Origin of the sequence: Dissulfuribacter thermophilus, from assembly GCF_001687335.1 — a bacterium.
Lineage (GTDB): Bacteria > Desulfobacterota > Dissulfuribacteria > Dissulfuribacterales > Dissulfuribacteraceae > Dissulfuribacter > Dissulfuribacter thermophilus.
In genome coordinates, this window is record NZ_MAGO01000010.1 from 68,964 (window position 1) to 95,222 (window position 26,259).

Here is a 26,259-nt window from a genome sequence, read left to right on the forward strand (position 1 = left end):
GTTGATGATTTCCAGTGAATTATATTATTTTAAAACTAATACTAAAAAAATAGTGCTTTTATAAAAACATATAATTTTAAATACAAAATCTAATAATTCTTCCATGCAAAAATACGTTTACCCGTTAATAATTTAATAATTGCGCAACTACTTGCCAGATTTGCAAGCAAGAAGGAATAAACGATTTTCCCAATTTTATAAACAAACAGTTGTTTATTCTTAGTTTCTCCATAGTAACCCAGTATAACAAAAAAATAAAAAAGAAATTGCAAACAAAATAATACACTATATAACATACCAAACTTTATTAGTATTAAGTTTATAAGCAATAGTAAACCCATGAAAAAACCTGTGAACCAGCGAAAGATCCTATGAGAAAAAAGAACCCAAATAGTTATCCATTTTTTCTTTTTTATTAACACTGGCAAATAGGAAAACATATCGCCCATACTTCTCAATGTGGTCCTTAATCGTTTCCTAAAATGATTTTTTGGTCCTTGAATAGCAAAATCATAGGCCTTAGCGTCTTGTGCATAAAAAATCTTATATCCTTTAGCAACAGTCGAAAGAGTCAATATATTATCTATATCACTGTGAGATGGAATTTTCTCATAAAGTTCATGTCTAATAAAAAAACATCCCCCTGAGGCAAAAGGAAGGATACCTAAACATGACTCCCAATACCTCATCTTTTTTTCAATTATCCAATAAATGTTTTCAGACCTACCAATTTCGTCTTTATAATAAAAAGTAAATTCTCCAGCTCCACATCCATATCTATTACTTTTAAACCACTTAATGCCATTTTTTATAAAATCCTTTTCAAATATTGTTTCAGCATCAGTAAAAAGTAATATTTCTCCTTTCACGACTTCTACGGAATCATTATGGACGGAGGCCTTACCTCTATTCTCCTTAAAAGCAAGCAGCTTAATCCCTTTTTTCTTGTACCTTTGCGCAATTTCTACTGTCTTATCACTTGAGCCATCTGAGGCAATAATTATCTCGATCTTGCCACTCGGATAATTCTGTTCTAGAAGGTTTTCAATTCTTCTAGCAATAACCTTTTCTTCATTATAGGCAGCAACAATGACAGAAACAGACGGAAGTTCTAAAACTGAATTATGGCATGTTTCCCTCATGATGTAATTGCGTGGTTGAAAAAATCTAACTATTTTGCTTAAGCAAAAAAGCCCAAGTGGGAAAATAAACCATGTGTAAACTATAAGACTGGCGATTATCCAATAAATTACGACGAGAAAAGATTCCATTCTTTTTCTTTATCTGTTTATGTTTATTAGCCTTTCATATATTTTCCTTGCAATACCTCCAACCCAATTAGCCCTCCAGATATTAGTATAACAATCCCTATATGGTCGAAATGCCATTTTAAATTTTTCTATTCCATGGATTCCACTTCCGCCGCCAAGATCATATAATATATATTCTGCTCTTAGCCCATCTTTTATAATTTCCCATTGTAACAAATTGTTAGCTCCAAGCTGACGAAATGCTCGCAGTGAACCAGCGCTATGGTAATTCATCCAATTCTTATATTTAAGTATGAAAGCCATAGCAATCCACTTTCCGTTATATTCTGCTCCGTAAAGAGAAGCGTATTCAGAATTTACTTTAAAAATACTTTCGTAGAATTTTTTTGGGAAAACAGGTTTTCTTCCATGTCGTCTATGAACTTCTTCCAACATTTCATAAAAAGTATCTAATTCCTTTTCAGGATTATGAATTAAGTGAACATTGACCCCACTTTTTATTGCCTTTCTAATGGCTGTTCGTGCGCGCCCTTCAAAGCTTTTCCATAAATCCTCCTGAGTTCGGTCAAGAGAAAGGATCAAGGTTTCTGGTTTGGAAACTTTCCATGACGAATCAATAGCAATATCCAAAGAATATGGAAAAGTTATATCAATATAGTCCGCTTTTAATTCTCTAGAAACATAATTATATAAAGCTGCCAATATCTGGGAAACAGTTATCCCATCCATCAATAAAGGTCCGCAATAATGCGTTGCTGTTTGACGAAGAGGAGAACCAACAAGAGTTAATCCTGCCTTTTTCCGAATCCACACAGGAACCACTCCTACAGTCATACCATTATCTAAAAATTGGAGTAAATACCCTTTAACTCCAAAGGTCTTCTCAATCACCCGACACCAAAATGATGTATGAAATAGGGTAGCTCCTGGATATTGCTCAACTAAAGCGTCCCACTCATCCGAAGCACTAATTTCTAACTTTTCTAACTTAATCATTGTTCACCTTACCAATAAGATAATTGACAATTGCCTTTGCCTGTTTCTCTCTTGTATGCTTCTGTATGAAACGATAGCCTCCTTCAATAAGACTGTGACGGAGCTTGTGATCACTTAAAATCCTTGTAATTCCATTTTTAAGTTCATTAACGGAATTTGCTGGAACCATAAGCCCGTTAACCTCATTTTCTATTATATCAGGTATGCCACCAACATTAGTGGTAAGGATAGGAACTCCATATGCCATAGCCTCTAGCAATACCTTGGGAATACCCTCGGACATAGACGGGAGGACACACAGATCTGAGGCAATAAATAATTGTTTAAGCCTGTTTCTATTGCCTATAAAACCATGGAATTTTACATTTTCTCCTATCCCAAGTTGCCGGCAAATTGTCTCTAATTTAGTCCGATAATATCCATCTCCAATGATATTCAGCTTAATATCAAATGGATATTTTTCTTGGCAAATCTCAGCTATAGCTTGTAGCAAAATATGAACGCCTTTGTTTTCTGTTAAAAATCCAACATATATTATCTTGGCTTCATCTAACATGCCACCTTGTGGCTTTTTATAAATTATATCTTTATTTGAAATCAAAGAGGTGAAATAAGGATAAATGTGTCTTCCAGGTGCTGAAAGTCTTATTATATCTTCGTTTCCAGTTGCAAGAACTATGAGACCTCTATCCATGAAATATTGGTCCAAGCTTTCAAAAAAACGTGCCAAACAAACTGCAGCCCATCTTTTAAAGCCATTATATTTATTCCGAACTACTTCTACCTGATTACCACCGATATATAGGAGATGTATTTTTTTATATTTTCTTGCCTTCATTATGGCTATAAAACCTAAGAAATCATCATGCATCACCATAACAGCATCTGATCTCTTAATTTCTCTATCTAAAATAAATAATAGTTTTGGCAAAATTAATGGTAATTTTTTAATAAAATCTACAACACCGATAAAGCCAGGAAGCTCAATTAATTCTACCCCTTTGGGCATTTCAATAGCAATATTTATATCTATCTTATTATTTAAAAGTGGCAGCGCCATTCGAACCTGTTCAAAATCCGGAAGAAATGACGAGAAAAAAGTATTAAATGGTGACATAGTGAAATATTTATTACCAGTTTTCCATACAGGATCACTTCCAATAACTAAAAGCTGGCCTTTCTTCTTACTCATAGAATTCCTACTAAAACTTTAGCACAGTATTCCAGATGCCTTAAGGATAAATCCTGGTGAATCGGTAATAATAATAAATGGTTATTCCAATAATAAGCACGAGGGAAATTCTTTTTTTCTATATCAGGAAATTCATTAGCTGGCCACTGGTCCACCCCTATTCCCTTTCCGCGCATGGCTGTGCAAACATTTCTGGCATCCTCAACAAGAATAGGTAAACCTTGAGGGACCGCTCCATCTGGAAGTTTTGGAAAAGGAAATGAAATTTGTGGAATATCATTGAGCTTATTCGCAAGCCAATAATAATTTTCTCTACGAATCTTTGCAATTTTTTTAAAATTTATATGTGCCAAAGTTTTAGCGGTTGTATAACTAATCTCCGGTATGGAATCATTATTTAAAATTTTTGAATAAAAAACTTGTTCTGTTGAGGCAACTTTACCTCTTAATGCGTCTTTAATCTTTAGTGTATTGGGCCATCCTGCCCAAAATGCAGCCTTATCAAAAAACATAACCAGTGATTTCTTTTTGGAAGTATTTCGTAATTTAATTTTTGGGGTCACTTGTAATCGACTCTTCAAAGCAGTCTTATTAACAACCAATATCCCACCATCTGGAACGGGCAACTGTTTTCGTAAGCTATAAATAGAAAAAACTCCCGTGCACCCCATTGGCCTTCTTGTTTCAGGATCAGGCAATGCGTGAGCGCAATCTTCTATAAGGATTAGCCCCAATTGGTCACATAAAAGTTTAATTGATGAGAGAGGCTGGGGTATACCAAAATAATGAATAATAAAAAATAAATCCCCCTCCTTAAGAACATTTTTGTTAATTATGGGCTCAAGATGTTTCCCTACATCATAAAATTTTATTTTAATTCCTAATTTTTTAAAAGGGGTAAGTACACTTCGGCAGCAATAGCCAGGTATATGAGCCGTTTCAGGTAATTTTTCGAGGAGCCTTAAACCAAAATACAGTGCTTCACGACCACAAGTAAAAATGGCCTGATTACCTGACAAAAATGGGAAAGGCTGGGGGAGTGTGTCTTGCCGTATAGATTCACCCTTCCCCCAGCCCCGCAGTACGGGCACGCCAGGAATTAACATGGCAATCCGCTTACATCGTCCTTCAGGACCTTCTGAACCTCATCGATAATTCTTTCAGCAGCCCTGCCATCTCCCAAAGGATTAGTCCACGTTCTAGCAACTGAAAGCATTTTTTCAACTGCAGCTTTCACGGTTCTTGGATTTGTTCCCGCAATCACATTTGCTCCAACCAATACTGTTTCAGGACGTTCAGTGTTTTCACGTAGAGTAACACACGGGACTTCCAGTATGCAGGCCTCTTCTTGCAGACCGCCAGAATCAGTTAAAACAACCGCACATTGCTCCAACAACACTAGCATATCCAAATAACCTAGCGGCTCAATTATTCGCAAACCTTTAATAGAATCAAGCCGCTCTGTTAAACCGAACTCCTTTAGACGTTTCCCAGTGCGAGGATGCAAAGGAAAGATGATCTCTTTTTTGAAGAAACGAATTACAAGCTTGATACATTCAATCAAGTCGGCCAATATGTATGGATTGTCAACATTTTCTTCTCGGTGAATAGTCATCAAAAAATAGCTATTGTTTTTCAATCCGAGGTCTAGAAGAATTGTGGATTTTGATCGAGCAATTTTTATGTTTTGCATCACTGCATCTACAATAGTATTTCCTGTTACAATAATCTTTCCTCTTACATTATCTTTACGCAAATTTTGCGCTGTTTCTTCTGTTGGCGCAAAAAGTAGTTCTGAGATGTGGTCCATAATAACACGATTATGCTCTTCCGGCATCCGCCAATCATTACTACGAAGCCCGGATTCAACATGACCAATTATACAATGCAATTTTCTGGCTGCTAAGGCCCCTGCCAAATTTGTATTAGCGTCACCACAAACTAGCACAACCCGTGGCCGTTCCTCCATCAAAAGTTTTTCAATTCCCATCAACATCATGCCTGTCTTTGCCCCGTGCGTTACATATTCCCTGATATGTTTAAGATGGTGCTTAGGAAGCTTTAATCCTAAATCGCGAAAAAATACATTATCCATTTCAGGAGAATAGTGTTGCCCAGTATGGAGGACGAAATGCTCCAATCCCCTGTGCTCACATTCCCTGATTAAGGGAGACATTTTAATTATTCCTGGGCGGGTCCCAACTATTATACATACTATATTTCTGCTGTTATTAATTAGCAGTTTATTATTAGTCATTCAATCTCTCCTGCTGCGATTTGCAAAAAACTGATGACTGGCTTATGAACAATACTCCAATCAAATTTCTCTACCCTCTTTTTCGCATTTCTACCCAAACGCAGGGCTAGCCTTTTATCAAGGTAAACTTTTTTAATACAATTACACAATTCATTCGGATTGCCTGGAGTAAATAATAAAGCATCTACTTCATGCCTTAAAATGCGTCTAATACCTGGCAAATCAGTTGCTATAATAGGCTTACCTATAAACATATATTCAAAAACTTTAATTGGGTATATCCAACGCAATTCTGGAGTATCTGGAAAGGGAAACAGACAGGTGTCAGCTTGATTAAGCTCTTCCAATACGCGCCTATGATCCAGTTCTCCTAGTAGTTTAATATTAGTGAGGTTATATTTTGACACAGTTTCCCCCAAAAATTTTCTGGCGCTATCAGGGCACTCACCGATTAAAATAAATTGGATTATCGGTATGTCCTTTTGAAGTAGGCAGCATGCGTCAAGGATTAGTTTTAAACCTCTTTCAATACTAACGTGCCCCACATAGATGACCTTGAATGATTCCTTGAAGCCCTTTCGTATTTCATTTTCAGCTCTCTTCATCAACGATAGGTCGCAACCATTGGTTATTTCAATTATTTTTGTTCTGTTAATGTTATACTCCGCTATCGAATCAGGATGTAACGCCAACACGATGCAATCTGCCAACTTTAAAATCCTTTTAACTAGACAATGAAGAATTATACAATACCAATATCTGAGCTTCCCATCCAAATTTTTCGCTTTTTTATTTATTTCTATTTGTAGTCGTGGGTGATCCCAAATGTCTGCAATCCATTTGTAACCAAGAAATTTCAGCAGATAGCCAGTAATAATTGATATACTATGATAAGTAGTATAAATGACAATCTGCCTCTTACCTTTTTGGGAGTAACTCCTTGTATACTTCAATATGTACCAAATAGACCAAAATGGCAATAGAAATTCGTCTAAGTGCCAATGACTCCCAGGGCACACTTTACAAGTTTTTGCATAACGGGCCACCTCTTTAGCAATAGGCGCATTAGATAGGAAGACAGTTTTAAAATTCTTTGCTATACATAAGGCCCTTTGATATTGAGTTCTGTTTGGCCCATGACTAATAGTAGGACAAATAAAAAAAATCATGATACATTAATATTCTTGGGAACCTCTAGGAATTCATTTTTTTATAAATTTGCCTAAAAAGATATCCTACAACTCTCTGTACATCACTATGAGATTAACTTTTTCGTCTACGATTTATTATTTTCAGGCCTCATTTTATTTTAGCTGAGGCCTACCTGAGAAGGTATCCTAACATGTTACCCCACTCTGGATACTAGTAGATTATATCGATCCAGGTTGTAGGGTAAATTCCTTAATCCTATTTTGATCCAAGCTCGTGCTAACCCTATGGTTCGGATAATCAGGGTCCCCGCTCTTTGAAACTGGACTCCAAATACATGTTCCATTCTGGAACGTATCCTAGATTTCGTCCGGTTCCCTCGCTTCTCTTTTTGGGTCAGTTTGTCATAGCGACAGCCTTTCCGCTGAATGTGTTCTTTGAATCCATTGAGGCACAAATACAAAAGATTCTTCCTGCTTCTATAGGCAGAGTCAGCCCATACCTTGCGGCTTGTGTTATGATCATGCAAAATATCCTTTAAGACTTGACCGTCATGTACAGAGGCATCTGTCGCTACAAACTTCCTGATGAACTTATGCTCTACATCTATGGAAACATGGTTTTTGTACCCAAAATATGCTTTCCCATGCTTTCTTGTCCAGCGAGCCTCTGTGTCCTTTTGCCTACGTTGGGCAAAAGATCCAACAAAACACCAGCCTCTTTGAGCTGTTCCCTAAAGAGCCAAATAGTTTTGGCATCTGGCACTCGGTGTCCTATGCCAGGTTTAAAAATCTCATAAATGAAAAACGGTCCACTATCTGTGCCTCTGTAGCATCATCGGAAAGATTATACAGAGATTGTAAAATCAAAATTTTGGACATAAGTACTACATCAAATGGCTTACGCCCTGCATTTGATTTCCGATTTTTCTTCCTGATCTTTTCCAATATGGGCCTAAACATTTCCCAATCTATCACTTCATTAAGCCGTTTTAATGGATCACCATTTTCATCAATCTTGCTCACCCTTGTATGCAAATCAAACATACCTATCTGCTTAATTTAACTACCCCTGAAATCTTGTATTTCCAGGTGATTATTATAAATTCAATGCCAGATCTTTACATTAAATTTTTAGAGGTACCTATTTTATTTTTCCAACCCTCGCAACTTTTCAAGGTAAGATTGAGAAAAAAGGATAGTTAGTAAAATATCCCTTAAAACCATCGAGGTTTACCACCTCTCCCAATCATTCCATCTAACACACCCTGAATAACAGCTTTTCTCTCCGCTTTACTACAAATAATAGTTCTCACGGAACGATAAAAATGAAATGGCAAAAAGGCCACCCAATGCCACAGTTTTGCATGTTTCCGGTAAAAAATAAGTTTATTCCTAAAAATTAAATACAACTGCAATGATGAGCCTTTAGTTAGTCGTTCCGTGGAACTTGAAACCTTATGCCATATCTTTGATCCGGGCACATAAACTACCCTAAAGCCAGCTATACGGGCACGAAAACAAAAGTCGACTTCTTCGCAATATGCAAAATAATCTGCATCAAGCAATCCTATTTTTTCAATACATTTACGGCTTATCATTAATGCAGCTCCAGTAAGATAAGCACAATCTCGCGCCATATTATACTGGCCATTATCCTTCTGTCCTCCACCAACTGGCCCAAAACGTCCTGTTATCATTGATAACTGGCAACCTGCAGATTGAAATTTATCAGGATGGGAATACAAAAAAATTTTAGGACCAACGATGCCAACATTATCGTTGGCAGCCATATATTCAATCAGAGGTTTTAAAAAATCGGGATTTACTACTGTATCATTATTTAACAGCATGATATACTCTGCACCCTTAGCTAGAGCATAGCTAATACCTACATTGTTTCCACCTGCAAAGCCAAGATTTTCTTTATTTTTTATCCAATGGATCGCACTCCAACTAGACCATTTCTGTCTAAGCCTTTCATACGAGCTATCCTTAGAATCATTATCCACAAGAACGATAAATCCTCCATACAGATCTGCTCTATGCAAGGAACTTAGGCACTCATCTGTATCCTCAAAGTTGTTCCAATTAAGTATGATTATAGCCAAAGTCATGATAATAACACCCACAATTTATAAAAACCTAAAACAGGTATTAAAGCGCAGGGAATAGAAAGGAAAACCATCTTATTATAATAAGACAAGGACTTAAATCTATAATAGCCAACAGCACTAATTATTGCCAATAATGAAATCATCTGATCCCTATGCCTATACTCTGTTCCTGTTACATAAATGAAAACATAAAATGAAACAATAAATACTAAAGTTATAGCTATCAACCTTAATTCTTTAATTTTCAAACAGTTACTCAATCCTAAAAGAAAAAAAGGAAACATCATATACCAAACTAATGAACCAAGATTTATTGGAACGAACCATATAGACGTAAAGTTGAAGGGTAAAGGTTGAAAGGAATAAAATACTAATGCTGTAAAGCTTGTAGGTAGAGGAAGGCGCCTATAACTACCCCAATAACTGGCTACTGATAAAACTGCCTTCCTACGCCAAGAAAGTAAACTATTTAATTGAATAGATTCTTTGATAATATCTGGAAGGTAATAAAATATTAAAACAATCAAAATCAAGGCTACTAACCAGGAGAAAATATTTCTCCTTGAATGCCAAATCAATAGCAAACTTGTAGCAAGAAGAATCAAAAGAGGAATATATAGTCTTGAAATAAAAATACAGAAAAAACTAAAAATCGATATCAATAGCCACTTTATAGATATTTTTCTAAACATTTTAGTTAATGATAACATAAACAAAGCAATAGAAAAAATAACAAAAGCTTCTTTATGTAATGTGACCGAATACAAAATAGCACTCGGATAAAAAAGCACTAAAATATAAGCTAAAATAGCAACTTTTCGATTACTGATTTCATCAGCCATTAAATATGTAAAATAGGCAGCCAAGCATACAAAAAACGAATTTGCAACACGAGCACCAAATTCTCCAAATAAACCAGCAATTAAAGCATACACAATATTATAACCAAAATTTCTACCGCCGAATCCTTGAAATGCATATTTTTTGTAATCAAACAACTCTGGAAATGAAGCGCTGTGCCAATAACGCCATAATCTATCCGCAGTACTCTTGTATGATAATTCATCAAGAAAGACATAAGAAGGCCCATAGGTATTGTAAATATAGGCTAAAAATAGCCTTAAAATAAGGGCTAATACGAACAGCCAAAATATTAAACCTAAGGGCAATCTTGTCTTGTAAGGCTTAATTAAGTTTTTCAAAAACCTCTGATGAAGCAACTTTATCTCATCTATATTTAAAGGAATCTCAATCCTTGAAAGCAATTAATACAATTTCTTCTCCAATATCCTTTTTGAAAACTCTGAGTATATATTGTAGGAATTGGAAGATTTTCCCCATTAAAAAATGGGGACCATGTTTTTTTGTAATTCATCAGAAAACCTACTATATTTTTGGATTACTTTACTCGAAACAAAAGTCCCACGCGCATATCTTACTGGTGAATGTAATGACTTAATTAAAAACCCTACCTGTTGGCAGCAAGCTCTTAATGTGTCAGATGAAAATAGATAAAGATGCCTGGGCGGATCAAGGTGCAACCAAGAATTTCGAAAAAATCTATGTCCAAGACTTTTTATATTGGGGGTAAGAATAACCAAGTATCCCTTTGGCTTGAGAACCCTTAAGCATTCTTTTAAAAGCCCAATCGGATCATAAACGTGCTCAATCACATGTGAAATCGTGACAGCATCAAAGATATTATCAGCAAATTTTTGCTCTTCTAATGTGCCTTGATAAACTTTAAGGCCAAATTTCTCACTAGCAATTTTTACAGCCTGTTCATCTGGCTCCACCCCAACTACTTTCCATCCTAGCGCTTGCATTTTAGCTAACCATCCTCCAGAACCGCAACCTACATCTAAAAGCACCCCTTTATTTCGTCCATTAAGATACCTGACATTTAGCTCACATCTTTCTTTAATAGGGGGGATTAAAGAAAGTATTTTACCCAGTAATTTTTGAGTTGGACTACCCACTAAGCCCTCATAACCCAGGTGACCAGCAAGCACAGCATGTTGCGCTATCCTTCGTAAGCCATTTAGTTCGTGTCCGTACTCGTTAATATAATGGGTAGAATAGTTATGATAAAATTTACCAATCTCGGCAGGAACAGGGCGTGGATCAAGCCAAATCAGTCCACAATTCGAGCAACATTTATATGACCAGATTCCGGGCCCATTATAAAGCGCGTCTTTTAAGTTTGTGTAGAGCATTTGCCCTTTGATTCCACAAAGATAGCAATATGGCACATTTTGAACAAAAACCTTTCCCATTGTTACTCCTTCATTTTAAATGAACCTTTGACAGATCTACTACAGAATTAAACACTTCTAAAAATTTAGGCCATGTAATAGGCTTTGGAAATTTCATAGACGCAAAAAGAAATTCAGGATCTTTAAGAAAATCAGGATACCGCACAATAGAATAAGAAATATTGTAATCATACAGGGTAGCTATACATAAGCCGAGTCCATAAATCATCGAATTTTTCGCATCTCCAAATGACTTAGTCAACAAGTGCCCAGCATTAAAGCGGCTTTTGACCATCGAATCTGTATGCCTTATGCAAACCAGAACATGCTCTATTTCAACACCTGCCTCAGCCCATACTGGTAATGTCCAGCAGAATAAAGGATCCTTTACTACCTCATGTTTCTGAGAGATGTTTTCGAGAACTGGCTTGTATTTTCTTACTGCCTTAAAAAAATTCTCCCATTTCAAAGGCCTTGCTTGACGTTTAGAATTGCTGAGTGCCAACGTCTTAGCCAAAATGGATTTGCTAACATGCCTAAACAGAGCAGGTATAATCTTTTTCATGGATAATCCCAAATGAGATACAGTTGGTGGCAGTTGATACCAAAGATTTCTAAGTAAAAGGTTTTCAATACCCAGATCCTGTATAATAGATTGATTTATATTAACAATATCACGGGCCTCAAGTCCGGCATTAACAGAGGTTTTCCAGTGACCGCCTATTTCAAATCCAAGTTCTTTGTATAAACGAGCCCCTACTGACGTTCCACTACGTCCTGGACCGGTAATAATTATCATTTTAAAAATCCTTGTCAGATAAACATTGCCTTGATTTCGAATCCAAGGCCAATTATGTAAAATGGGTATCGTTAAGCTTTCATTTTCCCGATTTTATTCAAACGACATAGTAGGTTTTCATTTTTTCAAATTTTGTCGTTTTATACTTTATGGCCCCTTTTTTTTTCAAGGGCCTATTTCCACTTTAAACCCAATATTAACCTCTCTGGGATACAAGTAGACTAACGCGTCCAAATTATAGGATAAATTCTTAATACTATCTTAATCCTAGCTCGCGCTAAACCTATGGTACGTAGAATTAGGCTACCTGTTCGCTGAAGCTGGACTCCAAATACGCGCTCTATCCTGGAACGTATCCTGGATTTCAAACAATTTCCTGGCTTCGCTGCTTTGGTTAATTTGTTATAGCGATAGGCATTACTATGAATATGCTCAATCAATCCATTAAAGCAAAGATGCCAAAGATTTTCTCGACCACGATATAATGTGCTGTGTCTGCCCATACACTGCGCCTTGTATTATTTTCATCCAAAACTTCCTTATTATTACCTACAAAAGTAAAGCCAATAATTATGCCATTGTATAACAACATGAGGGATGCTTGAAAAATGAACGAATCAATGCCGGCATCTTCTGCAACGATCTGAGGGCTCCCATTACTCTATTCTCTAAATGCTCTTTTGATACCACCAATGACCGACTAACTTTGCGCTTCACATGGTTCCAAACTTGCTCGTCTGGATTCAAGTCAGGACTATACGGAGGCAAATAGAATATCTCTAATTTCCCTTCTAAAGACGATACTAGTTCCCTTACCTTCTTGGAATGGTGAACTCTGTGATTGTCTAAAATCAAAAAGATCTTCTGGTCCATACCCTTGACGAGACGTTTTAAAAATTCACAAAACACCTCTGCAGTTACAGAACCTATAACAGTCATAAATCGAAAATGGCCCCTTGGGCTTATCGCTGATATCATGTTTAATGAAAAACGTACACCTGTGGACTTAACTACCGGGGTTTTACCACGTTCACCCCACGTTGTGCCTCTATGATAGTCAGAACGCACTCCGGATTCGTCTCCAAAAAATATTACTGCACCTTCTTTTTTGGCTCTGGCTTTTATCTTAGGATACTCTGTGTTTTTCCACTCATTTACCAAAACATTGTCTCTCTGAGTGGCTCTATAAAGGGGCCTCTGAGGAGTAAAACCGAGGGTCTTTAAAATGCGACCTACTGATACCTCGCTTAAACTCACACCAAACTTCCTGAAAATCAGTTCTTTCACCATTGCCAACGTCCAAAGTGCAAATGGAAAATTTAGTTGTCTTGGGTCCTTGTCTCTTAGTGCTCTTGCCAACCATTGCAACTGGTTTGCATTAAGCTTGGGCGGTCTCCCTGGAACAGGTTTGGCCTTCAATGCATCAAAGCCACCATAATGATACTTCTCAAGCCATCTGTAGATAGTCCGATGATTCATTCCATAAAAATCAGCAACATCTTCTGGCTTTTTGCCTTCAAGAACTTGCTGAACTGCTCTCATACGAATGGCTTCAAGGGTCTTATGATCAAGTTTTCTGCCGTCAAATTCTCTCTTACATTTCATAAAATTACTACACCATAAGTGGCTTTACTTTTGAAGGTATTAATAAATATCTGGCTATCATGCACGGATGCATCTGTAAGTATTAATTTTGGCATAAATTTGTATTCTACATCCATGGAGATATGATTCTTCTAAACAAAATACTACTGTCTGTTCTTTCTTGTCCAACGAGCCTCCCTGTCCTTTTGCCTACATTGTGCATTGGACCATCCATCCACTTCCTCGCCAGATTTAAACTGGGCATTCTGCTCACGATTGTTCTTCTGCTTTGAACAGCTACTATACTGGCATCCACTATTTGGTCCTTACGAGCTTCAAAACCTTGACTCCTTAGAAAACTGTCAAATTCCTGGAAAAGATCCAGCACAATACCAGTCTCTTTGAGCTGTTCCCTAAAGAACCGAATAGTTTTGGCTCTGCACTCAGTTTCCTATGCCCAGGTTTAAAAAGCTCATAAATGAAAGACGGTCCAATATCTAGGACGCTGTAGCATCATCGGAAAGATTATACGAAGATTGCAAAATCAAAATTTTGAACATGAGTACTGCATCAAATGGCTCGCCATTTTTATCAATCTTGAATTTTTAGGGAGTTCCAAATTAGCCAGCAGCCTAATTTATCCCGACTTGTTTTAGAACATTAGCCACAAGTCTTTTGTCAGAATCATCAATAACGCACTTTAAAATGAGGACTCCTCCAATTAATAGTTCTACTCCAGCACTTATTATCCGAAGAGTTACTTTATAATCCTTTAAGACAAAAGAGATTAAGGCCATTATTAATACAATGCCGGCTATAAACCAAGGTGCTTTTGGAGTAGCTTTTATTTTCATTTGCTTCAAAGCAACTGAAGCCATAAATAAATTTTGCAGCACTAATGTTCCGCCTGTGCTAATCGCTGCACCCAAGATGCCAATTTTAGGAATCAAGATCCAATTTCCAAGTACATTTAATAGTCCACAAGCTACTGTTATTCCAGATAACGCTCTTTCATAGCCACTCATCATAAGAAGATACCCCACTGGGCCAAAAAAGACATTTATAAATTGAGACAAACTCAGAACTACCAAGACCATATAACCAGCTCCAAATTCAGTTCCAAATAAGGTCATGATTTCTTTAGGAAAGTTAATAAATATTATCAAAAGAGGAATAACAAGGTAAACCAACCAGGTGCAGATTGTACGAAGCATACATTGTAGGTCACCCCTATTGCTGCTGTGGTAATTTTCGCCGATTAAAGTAGGGATAACTGAGTTTATGGCTCCAAGGATAAAAGAAATAAGAATAGCTATCCGTAAAGCTGCACCATATATTCCTACATCTTTACTATCCAGAAGCGAACCAAGCATGATTGTATCCGTCCAGGTAAGAAGCATGCTTGAGGCCGAAACGATGAGTAAAGGCAAAGATGTTTTTACCAAATTTTTTGTAATATGAACTTCATTATATTTGTAAGCTCTTGATTTAGTGTTATTCAGCAGCCATTTCCTTAATGTAACAACATAAATTAAAAATATCGAAACTGTGCCTATTATATAAGCTAAAAAAGCGTGCCCAGTGTTCATCTTATCTGATGAAAAAAAAGCTATTACCAAGAAAGAGCACAGTATCAATACAGCCCATAAAAAGGACTGTCCAAATATAATTACCGTAAACTGTCTACAACCACGAAGTATTTCGGTCAAAATTGGAAGAAGAATTGAAAACGGTAGCAGCCAGAAAAGATAACGCAATATTAATGCTACGTTAGCATTTGGGAATAGCACAGCTATACTCTCACGAAAAAAAAAGATAATTAGCATAAAGATTATAGATGAAGACAATCCCAGAAGGATAGATATATATATAATTGACCGAATGTTTTCTTTTTCCTTCCTTGCGCGAAACTCTACCACATAGCGAAGTGCTCCCTTCGGCAAGCCCATGGCAGCCACACTCGATGTAATCGTCAGAAGGGTGATTCCGAGGTAATAATTGCCCAGTAAAGATGGCCCCAGCATCCTAGCAAAAATAAAGTTGGTCGCAAAAGCAACTCCTTTACCCATTACTTGACAAAGCATGGAAAGACTACTTCCTTTAAGAAGGACTAAAGAATCATTTCCTTTCATTTTTATTGAACTCTATTTTTGTTTATCATTTATAATTTTTTTAAGGAAGTAATCTACTGTAAGATCCAACCCTTTATCAAGCTCATACTGAGGCGTCCAGCCTAAAAGGTCTCTAGCTTTCGTGGTACTTGAATAATTACGCCTTACGTCACCTAAACGTGGTCGCCTGTGTACAACTGTAATGTCTTTAACTCCATATTTTTTGAGTATTCCAATCAACTTTTCAGAAAGTTCAACAACCGTGGTTTCAGCATTTGAAGCAATCTGAAAAATTTCGCCGCCAATATTCTTTTTGATAGCAGCCAGCCAAATGGCCTCAATAAGATCGTCAATATATATGAAATCTCTTGTCTGCTTTCCATCCCCGTATATTTCTAATTCTTCACTATTAAGTGCTCGCTTAATAAACTTGGCTACCACGCTACTTTTATGCCCCGATCCGGGCCCATACACATTTCCAAAACGCAATGCCACTGTTTCTACTCCATACGTACGGTAATAGGCAGAGCAGTAACCCTCGCCTGCAAGCTTACTTGCACCATATGGAGAAACCGGATGGGGTGCCAATTCTTCGTGAATTGGTGGATCCACTTCCCCTACCGGAGCTCCGCTTGATGCAAACACAAACCGCTGGACAGAATTAAGCCTAGCTGCCTCTAGATAATTCAATGTACCAATAACATTCGTCATGCAGTCCATACGGGGATTTTCCACTGAAGGGGCCACGCCAGTATTGGCGGCCAAATGTACGATGACGTCCATGCCTTGGGTAACTTGCATGGCGAGTTTTTCGTCCAGTATATCGCCAACACAGAGCTCAACAACTGTATTAGGACTCAGGACAGAGTGTTGAAGACTGAGTGAGGAAGGGGATATTTCGGTAAAATGGCATACACGGGCAAGGTCCTCGCGGCTTCCAACTGATAGGTTATCAACGACTCTTACAAAATGCCTCCCTTCTTCGACTAATCTCTTGACAAGACTTGTACCAATAAATCCACAGCCGCCTGTTATCAGCCAATGAGTTGGCTGTTTGGACTGAGGACTGAGTGAGGAGGACTGAGTTGTAATGTTCATTTTACGCTCCCTTTTTGCTTATAAATGGATGCTCTCTGGCCGCCGAGTTCCTGGGAAAGCTCAATTGCTAGGTTGTTAACTTGACCAAATTCTTCTTTGGATATGTAGCCTATGTCCAAAGCGACATTTAACCGTGATCTTACTTCAGCGCATAAGCCTTTCGCGATTACTACAAATTGATGAAATTCTGCCCTGCCTCCTCTTTCAAATCCTTCTGCTAAATTTGACATGACCGAAACAGTAGCTCTTTGTATTTGATCACGAAACCCAAAATCTCGTGAAAACTCCTCTTTCCTAGTCAACTGATATATCTTTTTGTCATATCTCTGGCTTTTTGCCAGGCAATCAAATCTTCAAATCTTGCAACTCTCCCCACGCTCCCACTCAATCCTCAGCACTCAGTCCCAAGAGTTATTTGGATCACATTGCCAGAGACATCTCTTCTTCTGCAACGGGTTTCCGCGAGTGCCAAGAATCGCCATCTCACAGAAAGCCGGCTTCTTCCAATACCTGTTCAAATGTCCCCATGCGCTGGCATTCTTCATAAAACAGCTCTATTGCTTCCTTGATAGATTCTTCTGCTTCTTTGATCGTATCGCCAAAACTTGATTCATTTATCTCAAGGGCCAGTGCTCGGTACTCTTTGGGACTTTGCTCATTTCTCAACACTCGGACCTCAGTACTCAGTCCTCAGTCCTATTCTTTAGCCCCATTTGACTCCACGAAAAATCTTGTGTTTCTGGATATTACCTGCGTATTTTTCCACTTTTTCAAACATTCCATGTAGTACTTCCTCTGTTAAATAATGAGGTTTGAGGCCTAGATCCTTGAGGCCGGTGTATGTAGGATTATAGTAATGCTCTTCCTGTTCAACACGAGGATTTTCAACATTTTTGATCACAACATTGTGCCCGCGTTCCTTTCCAATTCTGGCCACCTTTTCTGCTAATTCATTTACCGTAAAAGTCTCTGTGATCTGGTTGAATACTCGAAGTTCCCCGGATCGAGCAGGATGCAACATAGCAAGCTCAACACAGGCCAAGGTGTCGCGGATATTGAGATATCCACGTGTCTGGCCCCCCTTGCCGTAGACGGTCAGAGGATACCCGGCCACTGCCTGGGTTATGAACCGGTTGACAACTGTCCCAAAAAGTTCATCATAATTGAAAAAAGTAGCCAGTCTATCATCCAACTCTGTTTCTGGAGTCGAAAGCCCATATACTGGACCTTGCATGAGATCAGTTACTCTGAGTCCCCACGTCCTAACATAAAACCATAAAAGGTCAGTGTCTTGAATCTTGGTGGTATGATATAATGAACTGGCCTGACGAGGAAAGAGAAAACGATCCTTTCTTCCCTTGTGCTCAATCTCGATCCATCCTTCCTCGATGTCGATATTGGGTGTGCCATACTCCCCCATAGTTCCAAGCTTGATGATGTGGCAATCAGGAACATTTTTATGCACTGCCCAGGCTACATTGAGCGTACTCTGAAGATTGTTCATAAGGGTCAGGCTGGCAGCCCTATGATTCATCATGGAATATGGCGCAGACGGTTGCTCGGCGTAATGAATTACTGCTTCTGGTGCAAACGTTTCAAAGACTTCATTTATAAAATTCCAGTCAATTACATCACCAATGTATGATTTTATCTTATATCCTGAAACCGTATACCAAATACGGCATCGTTCATAGAGGTTTGGGACTTCATATAGTGGCTCAACATCTTCTTCCATGGCTAAACGCCGACGAAGATAGTTGTCGACAACTGTCACCTGATGACCTCTAGCGCTCAAATGCATGGCAGTGGGCCATCCAAGGTACCCATCCCCGCCTAAAATGAGGACACGCATCAGTTTGCTCCTTTACCTTCTTCTAACCTGGCCAATAGCGTTGGTCAGGATGATTACTTAAATTTGCCTCTAACAAGCGATTTTGCACTAGGAAATTACGCAACTCTTCCTTGCTCAAGATAGGTTCGCTTGCGGAAATATACGGCTTTTTTATTTTTTCATCTAGCAATTCAGGATAATCATACGTGATATTGCGGTAAATGCATCTGAATGCGGGCAACACCACAAAATATTGAGGCAGCTCCAAAGAGCGACGGGTCTCCTCTAAGCTCATTAACTCCTCATACATCTTTTCGCCTGGTTTAGTGCCAATAGTTACTATATCAATTTCTTCTGGACGATGGCCATATTTGGGAGATAGCTCCTCAATCATAACTTCAGCCAAATCCTTTATACGAATAACAGGCATTTTTGTTATGAACACCTCGCCGCCTTTAGCTAAGGCTACTGAATCGATAACTAGCCGCACAGCTTCCTCTATGCTCATAATAAATCTGGTCATATCAGGATGGGTGAGGGTTACAGGCCCCCCCTTACGAATTTGTTCATGAAAGATAGGAATAACTGATCCCCTAGAACCGAGCACATTACCGAAACGTGTTGAGGCAAATATGGGACCTCCTTTTGTCTGATTGCTATTTGCAGCGGTCATAAGGCGTTCGCCCATCAATTTAGAAGTGCCCATCACACTGGTGGGATTTACTGCCTTATCCGAACTGGTAAAAATAACCTTTTCCACCTCACATTCACATGCTGCCTCTATAATGTTTTGCACGCCCAAGATATTAGTTTGCACTGCCTCATATGGTGAACGCTCGCAGAGAATCACATGTTTAAAGGCGGCAGCGTGGAAGACAATGTCCACACCCTGCATCTTCCTTCGTAACTTGTCACGATCCCGAACATCTCCCAAAAAAAATCGAGCCTTTGGATTGCTGATAAACCGCTGCTCTAGAAAAAACAATTCACTTTCGTTATTATCTATTCCAATAACTTCAGCAGCCTGCAGTTCATCTCTGAGTAATTGCCTTACCAATTCAGAGCCTACAGTACCACAAGCTCCAGTAACTAAAATTCTTTTTCCTGCAATCATATCAATCTTTTCCTTTTTCATAATTAAAGGGTACTTATATCTCGCATTTAGCTGAAGATATTAACATTATTAAATGCGAAAAAGAACTATAAGACATTAAAACTATTAATATAAATATATAAATACAAACTATTTTTTCAGAAATTTTAGTTGGCAATTATAAGAAAAATATAAAGGCCAAAGAATTTATTTTTAAAATTTGGATTACATTATGATAGACTACCGCCATTCAGGTGAAAACTACCTATAATTCACCTGTACAAAGCTATTTAAGCACTAAAATTGTTACAAACTACAACACACAAAAATGGCAACACGGAATTGCCATCTTTGTTTTTCAATTCCTTATTCGAGCAATGTATCTCTTATGGATTACCCACCTCAACGAAGATAGCCCCACCTCTTCCCATTACAACAACCACTTCTGGTTACAGCTTAGTCCATAAAATATATTCTAGGTCTTTTAAAAATCGTCAAGATAAAACCCAATAAATTTTACCACTCTTTTCCAATGCTTATAAATTACAATGCCAAGCTAGCAATTTATGCATAAAATTTCACAGTTTCTTTTATACTAAGGCACCAACCGAACATGAAATAGCCTATCTCAAATACTCAAATTACTTGCAACACGCTTACATAATTTGGCCTATTCCTTTAATTTCGCCCTGGCATTTTCTATGTATTCAAGAAAAAATACAAAAAATATACTGATAAAAAATGCTGATATTGTACTTACTGTGCATATCATTGCCCTTTTGGGCTTAACTTTTTTATTCTTATCAGGGACTATTGGAGGATCCAGTACCTGGAACCCATAATACTTTTGTGCCATTGCAAAGGTCCGCCGCTCTATTTCTTTGGCGAGAGAGGCATAAAGTTTCTCTTTTAATAGTGGATCACTGGTCTTCTTAATTTCTTTTTGAAAAAATTTGATATTTTCTCTGGAGTCATCCAGGGTTCGCTGCCTAAGGGTTTCACTCAGCTCTTGAATCAACCATTCTACAAGTTGTTTGGCAAATACGGGGTCTTCATGTTGAATTGCTACTTTAAGGGTTCCAAGCTTTTTGTCATAGTTGAGATGCAAAATGCCAATTATAGCGTTATATCCATCCTGTAAGGTTGGGGCCTTTTCAGGATCTTTCCATTGTTTTATCTTTTCATCCCAGCCGTCTGGGAATAGCCTTGGGAGGAGATTCTTTTCCTTTATGAGGCCCATAATCAATCTTTTGCTCTTTAATATGGACTGCATCTCCTCAATAGAGCCGCCTCCTCCAATACCAAGTTCTGAGGCAACCATGCCGCCTATACCACCCAGCGCTCCTAAATTTGGTCCTTTGGATTCTCCTCTGGGGATAATCACCGCATCTGATTGATAAATATTTGGCATGAGGAGAGTTATGATCACTGAAAGCACTGCTGCAAATATGGTAAAGGAGAAGATTATATACTTTCGTTTCAACAGGACCTTGAAGAGCTCTATTAGGTCTATTTCATCCTCTTCAAATGCCTGGGGAGGAAAAGGCGCCAGATAAACTGGCTGAGGCTCTACGTTTTTGTTCTGCTTTTCTTTCTCCATCCTTGGCTCTCTGTAGTTAGTTTTAGGTAGAAGGTAGAAGGTAGAAGGTAGAAGCAAGCTCTAAACATTTTACATAAATTGACTCATACTCTCGCGGTTCAATAAAACCTAAGTTTTTGGCTATTTCTAGTTGGGTTTCCAACTCAAATTTGGAATAGGGAGAAGGGAGAAGGCAGAAGGGAGAAGCTTTCATTTGACCCTCCCTAATTTATTAATTAAGCTACTTATCATCTTTTCTAGCTCTAAACATTTTAGGTAAATTGATTCATACTCTCGAGGTTCAATAAAACCTAAATTTTTGGCGATTTCTAGTTGAGTTTCCAACTCGAATTTGGAATAGGAAGAAGGTAGAAGGGAGAAGGTAGAAGCTTTCATTTGACCCTCCCTAATTTATTAATTAAGCTACTTATCATCTTTTCTAGCTCCAAACATTTTACATAAATTGACTCATACTCTCGCGGTTCAATAAAACCTAAGTTTTTGGCTATTTCTAGTTGAGTTTCCAATTCAAATTTGGAATAGGGAGAAGGTAGAAGGCAGAAGGGAGAAGCTTTCATTTGACCCTCCCTAATTTATTAATTAAGCTACTTATCATCTTTTCTAGCTCTAAACATTTTACGTAAATTGATTCATACTCTCGAGGTTCAATAAAACCCAAATTTTTTGCGATTTCTAGTTGGGTTTCCAATTCGAATAAAGAACCAATTGATATCTGCAAAAATCTTGTGAATTCTTTAGAACTATTTCGGCCCCTTCCTTCAGCGATATTACTTGGAATTGAAATTACACTTCTTTTTATTTGTGAGGACAAACCATAAACTTCCTCTTTTGGGAAAATAGAAATCAACTTATACACATCTTTTACCAATTCCATACCCTTTTGCCATATAACTAAATCTTTGTAACTATCCGCCATCTACTTCTCCCTTCTACCTTCTCCCTAACACTTAGAGTCGCTTCAAAACACCAACCGCAATTGCCATATGATACAACATCTCTGTTATATCTTTGAGATTCTTCATATAACTCGGATACTTCAACCGCTCAGGGACAATAATGGTGTCTCCGGGCATGAGCTTCACATGCTCAATGCCCCTACCAAAACTGAAACGGAAACTGTCTCTATTCCAGGCAAAGAACTTCCTGGCCTTTGTACTTTCCACCGTGCCGTCTGCTCGAACGATGTAGAGTTCTTTTTTGTCTGCACGGTTGGTAAGACCGCCAGCAAGGCTTAAGTAATAACCCGCTTCTGGATGTTCAGGATCGAAGAGCATTGCGTTTGGATTGTATACCTGGCCTATTACGGTAACAGTCTGTGGCCTCCTTGGGACTATCAAGGTGTCGCCGTCTTCAAGGATGAGATCCTGTGTCGTTCCTTTGAGGCTTTCAATATCCCTAATCTTTATAACGATTCTTCCGTTTGGCTTTGCCTGTGAAAGCTTGCTTACGAGCATATTCAATGATGATATGGTAAATCTTGCCTGTTCTGCCTCGTCTTTCGAAAGAGAGCTCTGCATCTCCTCACTTGATAGCCTTGCGATCTCTGCCTGCATCCTTTCGGTGAGCTCGCGGAGCCGCTTTTCCTGAAGCTTTCTTACGGATTCTCTGGTAAAGATAATTCCCCTGGGATATGCCTCTTCTGTGAACCCGCCACAGCGTTCAAGAAGCATGCTCAGGCGCTCACCCTTTGTAATGCTGTAGGTGCCAGGGAAATTGACTTCACCCTGAACCGAGACCCGCCATGTCTCGCGCCACTCTGGAATCCGCTTGATAAATACCGCATCATAAGGATTGAGCCTGAGATTGGCCTCTTTTTTGCCGCTAAGTGCCTCTCTGACATTAAAAGTCACAAGCTCTGTCTTTACATCCTGGCCAGGGGTGACCACAAACCTCATAATCTCACCCTGCTCGAGATACGCGGTCTCTTTCACATTGCCTGCAACCAACAGGAGGTCTCTAAGCGTCATATTGGCTGCATAGGGATAGGTCCCAGGCCTGTTTACTTCCCCTGAAATGGATACTGACTGAAGCGGGACCATCTCTTGAACACTGTGCACCACCACCCTGTCCCTGGGCTCCAGGATCAAATTCTCCTTTTCATCTCCCTTGAGGGCCTTTTCAAGGTCAACGAAAAGCACACGTCTTTTGTGAGTCTTTTTGTCAATACGGTAAATGTGTGCAAGGTGGAGATAGGCATCCCTTGTAGGCCCGCCTGCAAGATGGATTACATCTTTGAGCCTCGTAGTATCGTCCACCCTGTATGTACCGGGCTTTCTCACCTCGCCCTGGACCGTGACCCATGGAGGGTCCTCAAAATACCACCTGTTGAAGATGTAGATCTCATCCAGGGGTTCGAGGGTAAGATCATCAGCACTGTTTCCGCTCAGAAGGCCAGATGGCCTGAAGGGGATGAGTTCAGTGGTCATTGTATCCTGGTGATACCGCTTTATGAGGCCATAATCCAATGCTGCATCAATGGCCAGGGCCTCTTTGTTTGGAATGAGCTCACTTAGCTTCATGCCCTCATGCCAGGCATACTTGCCAGGCCGGACTACGTTTCCGAACAAAAATACGGCATTTACACTGGTGGGAACGATGGAAAAGACCTTTATTACATCGCCGTCTTCCAGGGGAAAATCACGGTATTTTGCCCAGTCACTCTCCTTTAGGTCCAGGACTATCTGCATTTCGTGTTTGTAGAGCCGCTCTACCTGTATGCGCTGGACATAGGCAGTGGGGCGAATGCCACCAGCCAGGTCAAAGACCGTTCCAAGGTCTTTTTTATCGGAAAGTTCGTAAACCGCTGGCCTTCTGACGTTGCCGTAGACTGAGACCCTTGGCCCACTTCCCGGCACAAATATGACGTCTCCTGGAAGGAGTTTTTTGTCTCCTGAGATCTTTCCCTTTAGGAGTAGTTCATAAAAATCTACTGTGGATACCACCTTACCCTTTCGTTTTAGTTCTACTCGCCGAAGCGTTCCCAACTTGGTTGGGCCACCAGAGGCAAGGAGGGCATTGGTAAGGGTTGAAAGGGCGCTTACAGTGTAAAGTCCTGGGTTTGCCACCTCTCCAAGCACAAACACCCTTATGGACCTGAGTCTGCCCATGGAGACCCTTGCATTTACTCCTGTAATGGCCTCGAGCTTTTGCTGAACCACCTTACGCGCGTCGTCAAAGTTGAGCCCAAGCACTGGAATAGGGCCAACGTGTGGCACATTCAGCATGCCATCTCTGTCCACCACAAGGTGCATGGTCTCGTCGAGTCTCCCCCATAGAAACACCACAATTTCATCTCCTGGCCCAAGGGGATAGTCTCCAGGCACAGGCACATTGGTTATGGGAGCAAAGGTGGATGGAGGGTTTCTAAAGAGATCATAGCCAAAATATGGTAGCCTTGGCAGCGGTTTTTCCTGGGGCTCCATGGCAAGAAGAGTTGCCATGTCTGGTGGCATTCTGGAGGGCTGCCAGGTGAGATCTCCGTCATTATATTCCTCATCTTTATGCTTTTTTTTCTTATTCTCCTGCCTTTGGCCTGGCTTGCTGCCAGAGTCTTGGGCTGTTGGTCTCTGAGTATTTTCCGCTCCCCCTTCTCTGCCTTCAAGGATCCTCCTGCCCTGCTCGATCTCCTGAGGCGTAAGGGTACCAGCTTCAAACTTTTGTTTTAAGGTCTTCACTTCAGTTGGACTAACTGCACCTGAAGTGATTGCGGCTTTGGCCTTTTCAATTACCGCTTGAGGGATGGTACCAGGTGTGATTCCGCCTGAAAGGCCTTCTGCATCTGCATTCACGGTTAAGATTAGCAGAAAGATTATAAACAGAGGAAACAGCGGTCTAAAACGCATATCCAACTCCTAGTCCGATATAGCCATATAGCTGATGGAAAAAACGGCTGGTAATGGTGTTGTTGTAATGGGGGACAATGCCAAGGAATTGATTGGTCATGAGTTTTCCTTCGAGATTTATGTTGAGGTTCGGGGTCAACCAGTAGCCAATTTTGCCGGTAAATATGTGATTGGAACTCTCGGGTGTCAGTCCCTCTGGATTTGTATACCGGGCAAGGGCAGAGGTATTTGGGGCACCTGTAGCGTGTTCGCTCCTCGAAAGATGTAAATAGTCATAGTAAAACTCTACTGGGACCCTGGGCAGAACTTGCCAGATCATGCCTATGCCAAGGTGAAACTGGTCTTCCTTAATGCTGTATCGCCTGTCGAAGTTTTTCTTTATGGGCTCGTAGGAAATGGTTGTGGAGATGGCTGATGATGCGTCAATGGTTTCATAGCCTGCCCAGAAGTTGAGCAAAAATGAATCTCCAAAGAGAATGCTTCCTATGAGGCGGGCTCGCCAGCCATCATCACTGAGAGATGAAAGCCTTATTTCCTTTGGCGAACTGAATTGAAGGATGGTGTCTCCGGCATCGACCCTGAGGAACCTGAATGAAAAATCCCTGGACGTATGCTTTAGCCATGCACCCTCAATGGCAAAAGACAGGCCTTGAGAGGGAACGTCTAGAAAGTTCCACCTCAAGCCCGCTTCATGGCTCCAGGTGTTTATGCCATGATCGCTATCTACTGAACCAAAGGTGTGAGATTCACCGAATTCCGTCACTATTTCATGATTCTGGCCCCTGTAAAATACCATGATGCTAGGTAACACGCCGAGATTGAAGGTGAACCTTCCACCATTCAGGTCTCCTGAATTGCCTGTAAAAAGCTTGCTTCCGCCAGTGAGATTCCCCCTTATATTCAAAAAGTCTATGGTACTATTCACTAGGAGCCATTGTGCCGTGAGCTCCCCTTCCCCCTGATTGAGGGTGAAGGCCATGGGGGTATCCTGAACGAGCCAGCCTGGATAGGTTGCGGCACAAGTCGGGTTGGTGTGTGAGCCAATCATCAGGAGGATCAGGCTAA

25 protein-coding genes and 1 pseudogene are annotated in these 26,259 nt (G+C 39.6%); all 26 read right to left on the reverse strand.

The features are described 5' to 3' along the window. Positions 1–89 precede the first annotated feature (89 nt). The 26 genes and pseudogenes from DBT_RS09305 to DBT_RS09425 all read right to left on the reverse strand — a co-directional run bounded on the left by DBT_RS09305 (position 90) and on the right by DBT_RS09425 (position 26,242). Positions 90–1,271, reverse strand: coding sequence for a glycosyltransferase (locus DBT_RS09305; RefSeq protein ID WP_067619630.1), 1,182 nt, complete (start codon positions 1,269–1,271; stop codon positions 90–92). A gap of 9 nt (positions 1,272–1,280) precedes the next feature. Further along, entirely contained in the window at positions 1,281–2,267 is a 987-nt protein-coding gene (locus DBT_RS09310) for a lipid II:glycine glycyltransferase FemX (protein WP_067619639.1), read from the reverse strand. Continuing rightward, entirely contained in the window at positions 2,260–3,459 is a 1,200-nt protein-coding gene (locus DBT_RS09315) for a glycosyltransferase (RefSeq protein ID WP_067619642.1), read from the reverse strand. Before DBT_RS09315 ends, DBT_RS09310 begins: the two co-directional genes overlap by 8 nt. Then, entirely contained in the window at positions 3,456–4,565 is a 1,110-nt protein-coding gene (locus tag DBT_RS09320) for a DegT/DnrJ/EryC1/StrS family aminotransferase (protein ID WP_067619645.1), read from the reverse strand. The genes DBT_RS09315 and DBT_RS09320 overlap by 4 nt, the downstream gene beginning before the upstream one ends. Then, entirely contained in the window at positions 4,559–5,716 is a 1,158-nt protein-coding gene (wecB, locus tag DBT_RS09325) for a non-hydrolyzing UDP-N-acetylglucosamine 2-epimerase (RefSeq protein ID WP_067619648.1), read from the reverse strand. Before wecB ends, DBT_RS09320 begins: the two co-directional genes overlap by 7 nt. Continuing rightward, positions 5,713–6,411 (reverse strand): glycosyltransferase, encoded by a 699-nt coding sequence (locus DBT_RS12235; RefSeq protein WP_161939957.1) that lies wholly within the window; start codon positions 6,409–6,411, stop codon positions 5,713–5,715. The genes wecB and DBT_RS12235 overlap by 4 nt, the downstream gene beginning before the upstream one ends. 650 nt (positions 6,412–7,061) lie before the next feature. Further along, positions 7,062–7,926, reverse strand: a pseudogene (locus tag DBT_RS09335) (IS5 family transposase). 155 nt (positions 7,927–8,081) lie between these two features. Further along, a complete protein-coding gene (locus tag DBT_RS09340; protein WP_067619655.1) occupies positions 8,082–8,981 on the reverse strand; it encodes a glycosyltransferase family 2 protein in 900 nt (299 codons plus the stop codon). Continuing rightward, positions 8,978–10,246, reverse strand: a complete 1,269-nt coding sequence (locus DBT_RS09345) for a glycosyltransferase family 39 protein (RefSeq protein WP_067619658.1) — start codon at positions 10,244–10,246, stop codon at positions 8,978–8,980. The genes DBT_RS09340 and DBT_RS09345 overlap by 4 nt, the downstream gene beginning before the upstream one ends. 75 nt (positions 10,247–10,321) lie before the next feature. Next, positions 10,322–11,257, reverse strand: coding sequence for a class I SAM-dependent methyltransferase (locus DBT_RS09350; protein ID WP_067619661.1), 936 nt, complete (start codon positions 11,255–11,257; stop codon positions 10,322–10,324). A 10-nt stretch (positions 11,258–11,267) separates the two neighbouring features. After that, complete coding sequence (locus DBT_RS09355; protein ID WP_067619664.1) at positions 11,268–12,035, reverse strand: hypothetical protein; 768 nt, start codon at positions 12,033–12,035, stop codon at positions 11,268–11,270. Positions 12,036–12,605: 570 nt separating this feature from the next. Further along, positions 12,606–13,640 (reverse strand): IS630 family transposase, encoded by a 1,035-nt coding sequence (locus DBT_RS09360; protein WP_067619667.1) that lies wholly within the window; start codon positions 13,638–13,640, stop codon positions 12,606–12,608. Between the two features lie 106 nt (positions 13,641–13,746). After that, entirely contained in the window at positions 13,747–14,007 is a 261-nt protein-coding gene (locus DBT_RS09365; protein ID WP_067619670.1) for a hypothetical protein, read from the reverse strand. Positions 14,008–14,116: 109 nt separating this feature from the next. Beyond that, positions 14,117–14,215, reverse strand: coding sequence for a hypothetical protein (locus tag DBT_RS12970; RefSeq protein ID WP_482156194.1), 99 nt, complete (start codon positions 14,213–14,215; stop codon positions 14,117–14,119). A 36-nt stretch (positions 14,216–14,251) separates the two neighbouring features. Next, the gene (locus tag DBT_RS09370) at positions 14,252–15,751 is read right to left on the reverse strand and encodes a flippase (RefSeq protein WP_083186744.1); all 1,500 of its coding nucleotides are present in this window, start codon (positions 15,749–15,751) and stop codon (positions 14,252–14,254) included. 12 nt (positions 15,752–15,763) lie between these two features. Then, positions 15,764–16,828, reverse strand: coding sequence for an NAD-dependent epimerase/dehydratase family protein (locus DBT_RS09375; RefSeq protein WP_067619676.1), 1,065 nt, complete (start codon positions 16,826–16,828; stop codon positions 15,764–15,766). Continuing rightward, positions 16,825–17,130, reverse strand: coding sequence for a four helix bundle protein (locus DBT_RS09380; protein WP_425248299.1), 306 nt, complete (start codon positions 17,128–17,130; stop codon positions 16,825–16,827). Before DBT_RS09380 ends, DBT_RS09375 begins: the two co-directional genes overlap by 4 nt. Positions 17,131–17,311: 181 nt before the next feature. Beyond that, positions 17,312–17,497, reverse strand: a complete 186-nt coding sequence (locus DBT_RS09385) for a hypothetical protein (protein ID WP_067619679.1) — start codon at positions 17,495–17,497, stop codon at positions 17,312–17,314. A 34-nt stretch (positions 17,498–17,531) separates the two neighbouring features. Then, entirely contained in the window at positions 17,532–18,680 is a 1,149-nt protein-coding gene (locus DBT_RS09390) for an NAD-dependent epimerase/dehydratase family protein (RefSeq protein ID WP_067619683.1), read from the reverse strand. 22 nt (positions 18,681–18,702) lie between these two features. Further along, positions 18,703–19,794: an SDR family NAD(P)-dependent oxidoreductase gene (locus DBT_RS09395; protein WP_067619685.1), complete on the reverse strand. Its 1,092-nt coding sequence runs from the start codon at positions 19,792–19,794 to the stop codon at positions 18,703–18,705. Between the two features lie 628 nt (positions 19,795–20,422). Then, a complete protein-coding gene (locus DBT_RS09400; protein ID WP_067619688.1) occupies positions 20,423–21,352 on the reverse strand; it encodes a Wzz/FepE/Etk N-terminal domain-containing protein in 930 nt (309 codons plus the stop codon). Positions 21,353–21,541: 189 nt separating this feature from the next. Then, positions 21,542–21,727 (reverse strand): four helix bundle protein, encoded by a 186-nt coding sequence (locus tag DBT_RS12905; protein ID WP_067619691.1) that lies wholly within the window; start codon positions 21,725–21,727, stop codon positions 21,542–21,544. Beyond that, on the reverse strand, positions 21,724–21,909 hold the full coding sequence (locus DBT_RS12910; protein WP_067619694.1) for a four helix bundle protein: 186 nt from the start codon (positions 21,907–21,909) through the stop codon (positions 21,724–21,726). The genes DBT_RS12905 and DBT_RS12910 overlap by 4 nt, the downstream gene beginning before the upstream one ends. Further along, on the reverse strand, positions 21,906–22,268 hold the full coding sequence (locus DBT_RS09415; RefSeq protein WP_067619697.1) for a four helix bundle protein: 363 nt from the start codon (positions 22,266–22,268) through the stop codon (positions 21,906–21,908). Before DBT_RS09415 ends, DBT_RS12910 begins: the two co-directional genes overlap by 4 nt. A gap of 31 nt (positions 22,269–22,299) precedes the next feature. Then, complete coding sequence (locus tag DBT_RS09420) at positions 22,300–25,194, reverse strand: SLBB domain-containing protein (RefSeq protein ID WP_067619699.1); 2,895 nt, start codon at positions 25,192–25,194, stop codon at positions 22,300–22,302. Then, a complete protein-coding gene (locus DBT_RS09425) occupies positions 25,184–26,242 on the reverse strand; it encodes a hypothetical protein (RefSeq protein ID WP_141674273.1) in 1,059 nt (352 codons plus the stop codon). The genes DBT_RS09420 and DBT_RS09425 overlap by 11 nt, the downstream gene beginning before the upstream one ends. Positions 26,243–26,259 lie beyond the last annotated feature (17 nt).